The 13386-nt window shown below is 42.1% G+C and carries 11 protein-coding genes and 1 riboswitch; all 11 genes read right to left on the bottom strand.

All coding sequences use genetic code 11. From position 1 onward, the window contains the following. Window positions 1-13: 13 nt before the first annotated feature. The 11 genes from VMW78_07680 to VMW78_07630 all read right to left on the bottom strand — a co-directional run bounded on the left by VMW78_07680 (window position 14) and on the right by VMW78_07630 (window position 13338). Window positions 14-2131: a TonB-dependent receptor gene (locus VMW78_07680; GenBank protein HUV50881.1), complete on the bottom strand. Its 2118-nt coding sequence runs from the start codon at window positions 2129-2131 to the stop codon at window positions 14-16. 116 nt (window positions 2132-2247) lie between these two features. Next, window positions 2248-2435: riboswitch (cobalamin riboswitch) on the bottom strand. 170 nt (window positions 2436-2605) lie between these two features. After that, the gene (gene thyX, locus VMW78_07675; protein HUV50880.1) at window positions 2606-3361 is read right to left on the bottom strand and encodes an FAD-dependent thymidylate synthase; all 756 of its coding nucleotides are present in this window, start codon (window positions 3359-3361) and stop codon (window positions 2606-2608) included. Window positions 3362-3384: 23 nt separating this feature from the next. Then, window positions 3385-4533 carry a threonine-phosphate decarboxylase CobD gene (gene cobD / locus VMW78_07670; GenBank protein HUV50879.1) on the bottom strand — a complete coding sequence of 383 codons (1149 nt, stop codon included), beginning with the start codon at window positions 4531-4533 and terminating at the stop codon, window positions 3385-3387. Then, window positions 4461-5405: a cobalamin biosynthesis protein gene (locus tag VMW78_07665; GenBank protein HUV50878.1), complete on the bottom strand. Its 945-nt coding sequence runs from the start codon at window positions 5403-5405 to the stop codon at window positions 4461-4463. Before VMW78_07665 ends, cobD begins: the two co-directional genes overlap by 73 nt. Before the next feature lie 143 nt (window positions 5406-5548). Then, the gene (locus VMW78_07660; protein HUV50877.1) at window positions 5549-6235 is read right to left on the bottom strand and encodes a diphthine--ammonia ligase; all 687 of its coding nucleotides are present in this window, start codon (window positions 6233-6235) and stop codon (window positions 5549-5551) included. Next, window positions 6214-7164 carry an asparagine synthase-related protein gene (locus VMW78_07655; GenBank protein ID HUV50876.1) on the bottom strand — a complete coding sequence of 317 codons (951 nt, stop codon included), beginning with the start codon at window positions 7162-7164 and terminating at the stop codon, window positions 6214-6216. The genes VMW78_07660 and VMW78_07655 overlap by 22 nt, the downstream gene beginning before the upstream one ends. Next, the gene (gene cobJ, locus VMW78_07650; protein ID HUV50875.1) at window positions 7161-8033 is read right to left on the bottom strand and encodes a precorrin-3B C(17)-methyltransferase; all 873 of its coding nucleotides are present in this window, start codon (window positions 8031-8033) and stop codon (window positions 7161-7163) included. Before cobJ ends, VMW78_07655 begins: the two co-directional genes overlap by 4 nt. Further along, a complete protein-coding gene (gene cobM / locus VMW78_07645; GenBank protein ID HUV50874.1) occupies window positions 7925-9781 on the bottom strand; it encodes a precorrin-4 C(11)-methyltransferase in 1857 nt (618 codons plus the stop codon). The genes cobJ and cobM overlap by 109 nt, the downstream gene beginning before the upstream one ends. A gap of 157 nt (window positions 9782-9938) precedes the next feature. After that, on the bottom strand, window positions 9939-11156 hold the full coding sequence (gene cbiE / locus VMW78_07640; GenBank protein ID HUV50873.1) for a precorrin-6y C5,15-methyltransferase (decarboxylating) subunit CbiE: 1218 nt from the start codon (window positions 11154-11156) through the stop codon (window positions 9939-9941). After that, window positions 11153-12262, bottom strand: coding sequence for a cobalt-precorrin-5B (C(1))-methyltransferase CbiD (gene cbiD / locus VMW78_07635; protein ID HUV50872.1), 1110 nt, complete (start codon window positions 12260-12262; stop codon window positions 11153-11155). Before cbiD ends, cbiE begins: the two co-directional genes overlap by 4 nt. A gap of 170 nt (window positions 12263-12432) precedes the next feature. Further along, window positions 12433-13338 carry a nucleoside recognition protein gene (locus VMW78_07630; protein HUV50871.1) on the bottom strand — a complete coding sequence of 302 codons (906 nt, stop codon included), beginning with the start codon at window positions 13336-13338 and terminating at the stop codon, window positions 12433-12435. Window positions 13339-13386 lie beyond the last annotated feature (48 nt).

The raw sequence follows: 13386 nt of genomic DNA, 5'->3' as shown, positions 1-13386 counted from the left end.
GACCTCCCCTTTCCTAAAAATGATAACTCACGCCCGCTTCAAAATATGCTCCGTCCTTGACATAGTAGGCGTTCTTGGGTTCACCATTAGCCGCCGTAAGTTTGCCCGTTGAGTTCTGAACATTTTCAATCTCTTCATCAAAGATGTTTTTGCCGAGCAGCCAAAACTTCCAATTTTTCAAACTGTAAGACATGTTGGCGTCAACAGTAGCCTTTGATGGGTATTTAATCCGGTTTAGATAATCCACGTAATATGACCCATAATAATTGATATCCATACTGCATTTAAGCCATTCCAGAGGATAAAAATCCAGTCCGGCCACATACGTGTATTGGGGAATGTGGATGATATCATATCCCTCAATATTCTTTAAAACCAGCGTATTTGACGGATGGTCATAAACACGCATTTCTCCCTTTGTCCATTCAGCATTGAGATAGGTTCCGGAAAAACGATAACCGAACCAGGGGAGCACTCGTCCACCTGCTTCCAGTTCAACCCCTTTTATTTCCGCTTCACCTGTATTTTTCATCCCTTTCCAGATTGAGCCTTCGTAATAACCGGCAAATTTATCTTTATATTCTGTAAAAAATCCGGTGAGATTGATATTAAAAACCCTGTGGATCATATGTTTGTATCCGATTTCATATGTCAGGGACTCTTCAGGCTTCAGGTCTTCCGGCCGATTCTCATTACCGCCTTTTTCCGCTGCCCAGGCATAATACCTCGGTGTCGGGAACCAGTAATTTTTTCCTGCAGAAACATATACGTTAGCCTTGTCGTTGAAGTGGCAGGAAGGGGCCACGGACCAGCTATACATAGTCTCGTCCACGTCAACCTTATTCGGGACTCTGTCTTCAAATTTAAGTTCTGCCTCATCCACACGTGCCCCGATTTTCAAGCCCCATTTTTTCCCAAAAAGAAAGTCATTATCCCAAAACAGGCCGTATTGTTGTTCATAAATATCAAAATCATATGCGGCAGTACTTATGGTTGGATCCAAAGGGTATGTTCTGCGCTGGCAAAATTCGATATTTTCTACGTTTAAACCAATAGTCGGAGTATAACCGACATCTCCAAACTCAAAATTATAGCCTCCTGACACTGTGAAGGTATATGTGTCCTGGTCTTTATCATCGATTTCGCCACGCGAAGTGCTTGGCGAGGTAAAAAGGTCATGATTATCTATATATGTTTCCTTATAATTCGTATAAGAGAGTACTGAATCCATAAAAAGTTCAGAATCTTTATGGGAAAACTCAAGGGCATAGATTGATACATCCTGGTCTGTTTTATTATGCCAGATCAGCTTCTGGTCTGTTTCGCTTTTTGGGAAATGAATATCTCTCCGATAATTTTGCAGCTGATAATCATATTTCCAGAGACCATATGCAGTATCATGTTGATTTTTTAGAATATTGCCGCTGATGCCAAGACGGGTTTGTTCAGACAGGTTGCAGCCAAATTTCAAAAGGCCGGAGGTTCTGTTTTGCTTTTCCTCTTTATACCCGTCAGTGCTGTAATTTGCGGCATTTACAAAATAATCCCATTGATTCACCTTGCCGGATGATCCTGCATATTCATTATGAGTGTTCCACGAACCGTAACTTCCTGAAATATCAAGGTTAATTGGCTTGGCTTTTTTGCTTTTTTTGGTAATGACATTGATAACACCCCGTGCGGAACCAGGGCCATAGGTGATTCCGGCAGAACGAAGGACCTCAATCCGCTCGACCTGTGAGACAGGTATAAAACTGAACTGATCAAACCTGTAATCACCTATCTTCTGGGAAACTCCATCAATAAGTATTACAGGTCCTCCAGCCATGGAGGACTGAATGCCGCGTATGGCTACGGCATCGTCTTTAGCACTTACATCTATAACACCGGGTAGTTTTCTGAGGGCTTCAGCAATATTTTTCGCGCCCATTTCTTCCAGTTCCCCGGCTGTTATAATGGAAATACTCATCGGTGTATCCAGCATCTTCATTTTATGGGTGGCGGTTACAACAACCTCTTCCAGCTTATAGACCTCTTTATCTCCATTTTGGGCCGATGCTCTGTTTACCGATGAAAGAACCAGCAAAAAACCACAGAAAAAAACAGCCGTAAACAAAATAAAACGTTTCAAAGAAACCTCCTTTCTTCCCTCACAAAAAAAATCCCCGAATCGAAATTAATCGATCCGGGGATATCCCTTTTTTATCCTCAGATTTTTAATGAATAGCCCCCCCCTTGTCCGCGAGGTTGCCAAACAATGTTTCAGGTAGGTCTTCTGACTCTCGGATCACACTACTTACCGCGCCTTCCCATCCAGCTTAAACTGGACAGTGACATTTTGCGGTTTTCGTCCCCGATTACAGCGACGGGCTCGCTCCCGATTTTCACGGGATTTCCTTTTATGCCTTAAAGGCACCTAAAACCAATTTTTAAAGCTACACTTTTCCCTGAATATGTCAAAAAACAAGAATCGAACAGGCCAAAAGTGAATAAATCACAGGTCCTCCTTTAATGAATATTTCCAGCATTATTTTTCTCCAATCATCCAATCAATAGGAGATCGGGTTCAGGGGTCATAAGCACTAACTTAACAATTAATTATTGATTATTTTTTCCTTATTGTCCCCGATCCCTCTAATTTTGCATAGCGTTGTTTTATTTTTTCAAACTCCCCGCATGTCATCTTTTTTTCAGGGCATTTCCCAAGACGTATGCATTTTGGGCCCACCCCATCAAAAACACTTGGACATACCTCTCTCACAAGCATCAGCATCTGGTCGGCAACGCCGCGGATTTCCCACTGAGCGCGCATGCAGAGCCTCTCTCCAAAAAAATGCAGGAGCTCTCTGGCGTTCATGGTCATCAGAATTTTGGTCTCACAGGCATTTGGAAGAATATAGCGGGCATCCTCATTACTTGATTCCCCCTTATCTCCCAAGGCCTCATTGAGCTTAACATAACGCTCAGCCAGGTATTCCATTGTCTCCTCAAAATACCTTTCAGCATCCACATCTGCGCCTTTATCTTTAACCTTCTTTCCTTTAAGCTGCGGCGGAATGATATAATCAAAACCACCGTGTGTCACGTATCGCTGGCTCCGCTGCGAATAGCTGGCCAGTCTGTGCCGGACAAGCTGGTGGGTCATTGCCCGTGATACTCCCTCGATATAAAACGTAAAAACAGCATGCTCAATCGGACTCATATGTCCCATATTACGCAACATTCCAACAAACTTCTTTGCCTGCTCCGGTTTCTGGTCAAAAATTGTTTCCGTGTCTTCTGCGTAACAGAGCTTGGCAGCAGAAGCTATCAGCTCCTCCGGAGCGCCGGTATAACGGATCAATTGTACTCTTGCTTCAATCTTTTTCATATAATCATAGCTCCTTATTTTGCGACCTGTTTCAAGTTTTTGACAAGAATTATATTCTGCTCATGTTTTTTAACAGCCACACGAAAATAACGGTCTCCCATGCCCTGAAATGTACTGCAATCCCTTATCAGCACCCCGTTTTTTGCCAGGCTGTCTCTAAGCTCCCTGGAATTTAAGCTGATTCTGTTATCCATGAACACGAGAAGAAAGTTCGCCACACTTTTATAAATCTTAAGGCCTGGGATTTCACTTAGCGAGGCCATTAAAAACTCTCTTTCATCTGTTATATATTGCCTCGTATCCATGATATAACCCCTGTCTGAAAGGGCAACAGCAGCAGCTTTTTGTCCAGGCGAATTAACCGCCCACGGTGGTCTGGTTTCCCTGATTTTTGCGATACATGGCGTGGAAGCAATCACATAGCCTATCCGCAGGCCCGGGATAGCAAAAAATTTCGTCATCGATCTTAAGACTATCAGATTGGAAAACCTTAAAACCTCTTTTTTTACAGACCCCTGCTCTGCAAAATCTATAAAAGCCTCATCAATTACAAATAATGTTCCCGCTTCCTGCGCACAAGCTATAATGCCGCAAAGATTTTCCTTTGACATAAAAGCTCCGGTAGGGTTTGCGGGGTTGCAAAAATAGACGATATCAAAACCATCTCTTAAACGTTTGCAAAGCCGGGCAATATCAACGGAAAAATCTTCTTTTTCATCTGTCTGGAAGTATGAAACTTTTGTGCCGACCATCTTAAGGCCCTTTTCGTATTCACTGAAGGCAGGTGTAACAATAAGGGCTTTTTCAGGTTTAAACAGGATCGGTATCCAGTATATAAATTCGGTGGAACCGTTCCCCGCAAGGATATAATCCCGACTAATGCCATGGTATTCCGACAACTTTGAAACAAGATCAAATGAATCAATATCAGGATAATTTAATATGGAATCAAATTCTTTAATTATCGTTTCTTTTAACCCTGGCGGATATCCAAGCGGATTTATATTGGCGCTGAAGTCGATGATTTTATCTTCATCGATTCCGCAGATTCTTGAAATCTCACTAACATTGCCGCCATGATCTCTTTTTATTACTGTATCATCCATAGTGTCGTCACACAGACAACGGTCATCAAGAGGGATGATGAGAGCATGATAAACCATGCCTTTTTTACATCATCTTTATCTATTTCTTTTATCCTGTTGCCGATCGTTGGTTTGTGAGAAATTTTTCCAAAATACTGAATCTTTCCTCCCAACTGTATATTCAGGGCTCCGGCTGCCGCTGCCTCCGGCATGCCGCTGTTTGGGCTTGAGTGGTTTCTGCCGTCCCTTCTCATAATTTTCCAGGAATCCCTCCAGTTGTATATCAGAACAAATGAGGCAATCACAATAAAAAACCCGGAGAGTCTTGCCGGTATCCAGTTCCACATATCATCCATTTTAGCGGAAAACCAACCAATATCCCTGTAATCGGCATTTTTATATCCTACCATTGAATCAAGTGTATTGATTGCCTTATAGGCCATGGCAAGGGGAACGCCGCCTATGGCAAGGTAGAACATGGGAGCAATAATCCCGTCGGACAGGTTTTCCGATATTGTTTCGATAACAGCCCGGAAGATCTCTTTTTCATCAAGGTCTCTTGTATCTCTCCCAACGATCATGGAGAGGTTCTTTCTTGCCTGTTCCATGTTTCCACGGTTCAAGGCATTTAAAACAATTTTGCTTTCATCATAAAGAGACCTGGTCGCCAAAGTAAAGGATGCAAGCAGAACCGTTATAATTGTGCCGAACAAGGGGTTTATAAAGAGACATCCTTCCACCGCCCCCCAGGTGATTAAATAAACAGGGATAACAACGGCAAACCAAAGAATTATTCCGCCCTTTCTTTTATCAATAAGTGAAGTGCCGCGAATCTTATCCTCTAAAAACCTCACAAACTTGCCGATGATAACCACTGGATGAGGAAACCAGCGAGGATCGCCGATTATTATATCAACGATATATGCTCCAAGAAAAACCGCCGCTGTCATTATGGAATTACTCTTTTTTCTATTGTTAACTTTTCATAAATATTCAGCCACAGATCTACGCTGATCATCACCGATTGATGTTCTATAATTTCTTTGTATTTAAACCTATCTGTGTTCATCTGTGTGAATCCGTGGCTAACTAATTACAAGTTTTCTACTAATTCACACTCCGATATGTCAAGAAAGCAGCGCTTGTCCCGGGTAATTTTTTCAGATTTTATGATGTTGATCCTTTTCTTAAATATCGGCCCGGATACCACGAAAGTATGATATTCCCCGTTTTCACCGGAGATATCAACCCCCTTGATTTTCGAGATATCTTTGACAAAATCATGATCAATCATGCGCCCCAGCCATTCCGGACCCAGCAAATCTTTTCCGGTAGCCACAACAACGGCTTTAAACCTGCTTTCTATCAGCTCCTCTATGATCTTTTTTCTGTTCTTTTCTCCCCACAGGGGCAAGGCAACATCCATGTCCGATTCTCTGCTGACCCTTTCCACCCATTCCCTGTGTCCTTCAAAATCGATATCCCCGAAGATGCCTGCTTTAACCCCTTTATCCTTCAAGCCGGACAGGGCCCTTTTAAATTCAGCCTCGTATGTTTCCCAGGAGCTTCTCGGCTGAACTATCGTAATACCCATTGCCTCGGCCTGCAACCTTAATATTTCCGTCCTGATACCGTGGGATCGGGATATTAGACCGTCTTCAGCAACCATATTCAAAAGATGGGTTATGTGAAAATCTTTCATCGCCCTGTAATAAGAAAGAGCCGCGTCCTTTCCTCCGCTCCAGGAAATAAAAGCGTTTAGTTTCTTGTTTTCTTCCATTCTATAACATCCCCGCAGACTCTACAGTGAAAAGCGCTTTGATCCATTCCAGCGCCGCAGCTCTTACATGTTTTTTCATCTTTTTGAGGACCAGGTATTTCTCCAACCACCTCCCGGTAGATACGGTAATAATAGAAATGTTCCTTGTTCCGGAATGTTATTGGAAAACTTTTTTTGCCGGTCTCAAAATCCTCATCAGTCACCATTGATTCAATAATATTTCTTAGCTTTGTCATACCTGAGCCAACCTCAAGAGGTCTCTTGCTCTGCCATAATATTTCCTGCGGCAACACATCTTCAAATGCCTTTCTCAGTATCCACTTTCCCCAGGTTTTTCCGTTTTCTCTTCTGATCTTAAGGTCAGCATCAATACCTTGGCTGAAATCCATGAACTCTTTATCCAGAAATGGCTGTTTTATGTTAATCTTCAGGTTTTCCCCTATTTTATTGGAACTAAATCGCATTGTACGATACATTCGATCCAGGTATTTTCTTAAATCTTTTTTATTCAGCATGAAATTATACCCTAAAAAAAGTTCATCACTTCCATCGCCTGTCATCAAGCTCTTTATGCCTGTATCCTTCGCGTGTTTGATTCCCAGGCAGGCTGTTATATCGTTTGGAATAGCCGGATCAAAACTTTTGAGTGTCTTTATGACTTTTGGTATGGCGGCAAGGGTCTCTTCAATTTTAACGGTCTTGTGGTAATGGTCCAGCTTGAGATACTTTGCCACTTCTCCGGCATAATACCGATCTTCTCCATATGACTCAAGCCCGACCGAGATGGCCTTACAGTTTGTTGAATAGGCAGCCACAAGCGCGGAATCAAGCCCGCCGGAAAAAAGTATCCCGTCTCCCCTATTTCTGCTGACCGCTTCAGCGAATCTTGTTTTCAGTTCATGAAAAAGAAATTTCTCATCCTTCTTCATATCTTATCTTTATACCCTCTTGGTGTAACCATAAAATCCAGGTAAGTAAACGATGTGCTGTTTCCGATAAAGATTATTGTCTGCATGTTTACGTCTGCCTTGTGAAGATCTTCAAGGGGAACAATCGTTACCATTTCATCTTTTCTCATGGCGCTTACAACAATTCCGGCAGGGGTCTTTTTATCCCTGTATTTTAATATAATCTTCTGTGCTGTCTCGAGCTGCCTGTTTCTTCGTTTACTTTTAGGGTTATACAAAACAATTACAAAATCCGCGCTTGCAGCAGCTTCAATACGTTTTTCAATGAGTTCCCAGGGGGTCAAAAGATCGCTTAAGCTTATGGCCGCGAAATCATGGCTTAATGGCGCTCCAAGAAGGGAGGCGCCGGCGCAGAGCGCGGGTATTCCCGGAACAACTTCGACTGTTAACGCGGACTTTTCATTTAATGCCATCCCCCTTGCAAAAGGAGGTATTACCCGGATATTATCCTTTTTGCATATCTCAAAAACAAGCCCGGCCATTGCATAAATCCCTGGATCACCGCTTGAAACAATTGCGCATGATCTTCCTGCAAGAGCAACATCAATGGCGGCTCTCACACGTTCAACCTCTTTGGTCATTTGCGTGCTGATTACATTCTTGTCTTTAATAAAAGGGCGGATCAGCTCTATATAGGTGGTATATCCTGCAACAGTATCCACGGATTCAAGAACATCGGTTGCCCGTTTGGATAAATGCTCATAACTTCCCGGGCCTATCCCTACGATATAAAGGGTATTCTGGCGATGGCCACTGTGACATTTCTGGTCGAATGTTTTGGCACAATCAGTTTCCCGTTTTTTGACGCAAGAATTGCTGCTGCTTCGCATACGCTTTTTACTCCTGTATGTTTTTCCACCATGTCGGATGGTGATTTAATGCCGTCTGCCTTGTTTAACTCTTCCTTGTCGTAAAAACTAATGGGAAGCTTGAGTTCTTCTGCAAGGGCTATAAGCCCGGGTTCATCAGCTTTTAAACTAATCGTTGCCATACGTATCACACTGGCTATGGCAAGTTTCGATTCTTCAAGTACTTCTTTAAGAAATTCTTTAATCTCCTTCATGCTTGTGTTTCTGTTGCATCCGATTCCTGCGACAAGTGATCCAGGTCTTAATATCAGCATCTTTTTTGAAAGATCGGCCAGCACGTCATCTATAAACACACCGGGGATATCTTCATTTTCCGTAATTTGTCCTTTCTTAAAATCCTTAAGAATATGTGCAGGGCTGATACTGTCACAAAGAAGTTTGTATGGATCGTGGAGATAAAACTTTTTCCCGGTAATAAAGGCCATGTTTATATTTTTTATGGCTTCCGGGTTTTCTATAAAAAGATTGTGCTGTTTTGCCAGCACATCAATAGCAGGCGCCTGGTTCACATCGGTAGCCGTGGTTATTACGGGTTCAGCCCCTATTAACCCGGCAACCTTTATCGCAAGGGAATTGGCCCCGCCCAGATGACCGGAAACAAGACTTATAGCATGCCTGCCGATTTCATCAAGTACCACAACTGCGGGATCCGTTGTCTTGTTCCTGATACAGGAAGCAATAAGCCTGACTACAATTCCGGTTGACATTATAAAAACATGTCCTGTGTATGCATGAAAGTTACTGGATACAGCATCGGATAGTCTTTCAAAACAAGAAGCCGAAATATCATTTATGTTCAGATCAGCAGAAAGGTGCAATCTTGCATCAGGCAGATTCTCTGCGATTTTCCGGGCAATCAGTACGCCTTTGGGCGTAATGGCCCACAAGGCGATCCTGTTATTTTTTTTCTTTCTAAACCCGTGTGAAAAATTCTTGTCATATAATTTTGATTTATATTTTTCTTTGTGTTTGCCGATATCCAGCGCTTTTCCGATGATAATAAGAGCCTGTCTTGTTATCTTCTCTTTTCTCACTATTTCCGGCAACTCTCCGGGGCTTGTAAAAATAATCTTTTCTTCAGGCTGACTGACACGATAAACAACCGCGCATGCAGCATGTTTTCCATATGCTTTTTCAAGAACCCTCGCCACTTTATCAACCATGGATATGCTAAGGTAAATCGCCATGGAAGCTTTATGCTCTGCAAGTAATTCCAGTGCTTCATTTTCAGGCACAGGTGTTCGACCGGCCATACGGGTTAAAATAAGTGTCTGTGAAAGTTCAGGCAGAGTATATTCTATTCCCATGGCTGCGGCAGCGGCAAATGCAGCAGTTACTCCGGGAATAACCTTACAGGGAATAGATTTTTTATCCAGCTTTGCCATCTGTTCAAATATGGCGCCATAAAGACTCGGGTCTCCAGCATGAAGGCGAACTACATGTTTTCCTTTTTTATACGCTTTTTCAATTTCATCTATAATCTCTTCAAGATGCATGGAAGCGCTGTTTAAAACCCTTGTTTCCGGTTTTGTCCACTTTAATACAGCCTCAGGCACAAGAGAACCCGCATAAATGACAAGATCGGCATCAGCAAGCGCGCGTTGTCCCTTAACCGTTATCAATTCGGGATCACCAGGCCCTGCCCCTGCAAATATTACAGGATGCCGGACACGTTCATCTTGATTTTTAATAGGTGATTTAGTTTTCATATTCTACTTTTATAAGAAATATCTCACGCAAAGGCGCAAAGACACAAAAAAAAGATGAACGTCGAACATCGAACGTTGAACATCGAATGATGAAATCGCTTCGCTCCACCAGTTTATAAATTGGCAGAATACCTTAAAAAAGATGAACATCATCTTTTTAATATGTTCTTGCGGAAATTATCCATACAGGATTCAACGCTTCAAGCCGCTCTCCCCATGGCATATCCTGTCCCCGATGAATCTGGACTAAAACAATATCTGTTTTAAATCCCCTGCTTTTAAGTGTCTTAAGAGCAGCTTCAACATTCGACAGGATAATGGTATTTATAACCATAACTCCGCCTGGCTTTAGATACTCTGAAGCTGTATCTATGATTTTCACCAGGTCCCTGCCTCCACCACCGATAAATATCCGGTCAGGCTCAGGTAAATTCTCAAGACCGTCTGGAAGAACAGCCTGGACAATCTCCAGGTTTTTTACTTTATATTGTTTTTTATTAGCCTTTATATTGTTGATCCTGCTCAAATTCTGCTCAACCGAAAATATCTTCCCCTTTTTTATAAAAAGAGATGCTTCGATCGAAATAGAACCGGAACCTGCTCCCAGATCCCACAATATATGATCATTTAAAAGACAAAGTCTGGAAATTGTAATAGCGCGAACCTCTGATTTTGTAATAAGACCTTTCTGATATTCATACCGGTTATCCGGCATGCCAAGGTGAAGATCCTTATTTCCTTCAGGCTGAAAAGGATGTTGTTTTAATATAATCAGGTTGGGCTGTGAAAAATTCATATCCGCAGCCTGGCCTGGTTCATACCAGTCAAAACATTCAGATTCAGTTCCAAGCTGCTCAAAAATACACATTTTTATGCCTTTAATCCCCTTTTCAAGCAAACGCCTTGCAAGCCATGCGGGATTTTTTTGTGAATCCGTGTAAACAGCTATGCTTTCATTTTTGTCAAGTCTGCTGAAAAGTTCTCTTTCACTATTCCTGCCATGCAAGCTTACGACTGAGATATCATTCCATGGCTCCTTTATTCTGGAAAAAGCCGCAGCAACAGTAGAAATATTTGGATATATTACAACATTGTCAGCCCCTATGGACTTGATCAGCAAGGAACCGATACCAAAAAACAGCGGATCACCTGATGCAAGCACTACAACATTTTTTTTGCGCATCCTGGTTTTTATATAACGGATAACCTCTTTAATATCTTTGTTGATCTCCTTTTTATCTGCCGCATGATCATTAAAATACTCAAGATGCCGTTTTCCTCCTACCAGGACATCGGCATCTTTTATCAGTTTCAGGTGCTTTGCGGTAAGATCTTCGGGAGTAAGCCCCATTCCGATTATAGATACCTGTTTCATGTTTGTTTTAACCCCATGACATCTGAATCAAATACAACATCCCCGCTGAAATCAAAGATAATACCCTGTATATCAATATCAGAACCCGCAAACATCCTGGCAGCTTTAACCATTTTTCTTCCTACGCAGGAAATAATTTGAGGGTGTTCATTGATAATAAAATCAAACGCGTGCCTTGCTGTATTTGCAGATAATATCTTTTCCGCAAATTCCCGTTTTTTTGTGATTTCAAATGACCAGTCTGAAAGCTTCTTCATACTCAAACTTGATCTGGCAGCATGAGTGTGGGGCACCCCTTGTGCCATCTTTACCGCCTTTCCAAAAAAAGCAGCAAGAATGATTTTTTTAAAACCGTTTTTTGATGCATCCTCAAGAGAGATCTTGAAAAAATCACCTATCTGTATAAAAGCCTCTTCAGGAAGATTCTCAAACAAAGCCTGGGCAAATCTTTCGCTGCGACGGCCGGTTGTAAGCACCACACTTTTTAGGCCAAAAGCCTTTGCAACAGACAGGGACAACCTTATCGTCGCAACATAGGCATCATGAGACATGGGCCTCTCTACACCTGTTGTTCCAAGAATAGAAATCCCGCCAAGGATGCCCAGCCTTGCATTCAAAGTCTTTTCAGCCAGTTTTTCCCCTTCAGGCACAAAGATTTCGACTTTTACAAGTTTATTTTTATTGTATTTTTTTAATAGCCCCGCAACAGCCTGCGTAATCATTTTTCTGGGGCCCGTATTTATTGCAGGTTCTCCGGGTTCGATTTCAAGACCCGGCTTTGTGACCATGCCGACACCCTTTCCCCCTGTTATAGATACACTTCCATGATTTCCATTGTCCAGCAATGTAACAGTCGCTCCAATTTCCGCCTTATGCGTTATATCAGGATCATCCCCCGCATCTTTTATTACCGTACATTTTGCCTTATTTTCTCCCTGGGATATACAGGTAAATACGGGAATAATGATATTGTCTCCGGTTAAAAGCTCTATTTGAACACTACAAGGTTTTTCGCCGGTTAAAATCAGTAAAAGAGCCCCCTTTGCAGCAGCAGCAGCAGCAGCGCCGGTTGTAAAACCAGTTTTTAGCTTTTTTTTTGTAGCCATTGATATATGACAATCTCGTAAAAAGTCTCGAAATCGTCATGCCGGACTTGATCCGGCATCCAGAACGCATTGAATTTACTGGATTCCGGCTTTCGCCGGAATGACGGAAAAGAGAACTTTTCGATTTTTTATGAATTCATCATCTATACTGAATTCGTAAAAAATCGGATTTACCCTAAATAATAGTAAATTGTGCCAATAATAACAAGGCTCACAATCCGAAAGCCCTGGCCCATAATCAATAATTGAGTCCCCATTTTCGGAGAAAAAATTCCGATATACCTTGGCAACTGATGACGCAGAGCACGAACCGGAAATGCAATTATATTTCCTATTAACAGGGCTAAAACAGTCTGTTTTATTGTAATTACTCCGGCATCAAGAAGCGCCCCTGCTGCCGCAAATCCTGAAGTAAATTCAGCGGCAAAACTTAAAATCACAATTGAAAGGGCTTCAACAGGCATAAAGGTTGTGACAAAATAGCCCGCGAGCCATTCACGCAGCGTATTAAAAATACCCATCTCATTTAAAACAAAAACAAGAACATAGACAGGTATTACATAAACAGCAATATTTATAATGCGACCCGGCAGCCTCTTTTTTATACTCTTTACTATTTCCCCCTGCCTTTTATTGTGCTGCATGGGAAGTTCTTTTTCTTCTTTTTTTAAATCGCACTCTTGCACAGACGGTCTTATGTGCCCGTAAATCAGAAAGAGCGCTGTTCTAAAAAGTGTAGCAGCAAAGGTTATAATGAAATAGAAAGCTCCGGCCAGGCCTGTAAGTGGTAAAACAATAAAAATTGTTGTTGGGAGATGAAGAAAATAAGCCGGAAACTGATTGACGAAATTGGATAGAAAAAGCTGCCTTCGACATATTTTCCCTTCTTTATAAAAGTCCAGAAGCATTGCATTTGCAGCAACGCCTGAAAAAAAAGCGGTTGTAAAAGCAGCGCTGCACCTATCGCCAAGATTGCTGAATTTAAAAAAAGGCCTGGCTAATGCGGCAAGGGTTTTTGTCCAGCCCGAAGCTTCAATTACCTGGCCTGCCACAAGGCCCGCGCAGATAAAAAGCATAAGACGAAAAAGCGGCCATAAAAGCCTAGATATAACCTTTTGAAAGCT

This window comes from Anaerolineae bacterium (genome assembly GCA_035529315.1).
In the GTDB taxonomy this organism is placed as follows: domain Bacteria; phylum Desulfobacterota; class Desulfobacteria; order Desulfobacterales; family ETH-SRB1; genus Desulfaltia.
The sequence above is the reverse complement of the archived record's forward strand: the minus strand, read 5'-3'. Positions and strand labels throughout refer to the sequence as shown.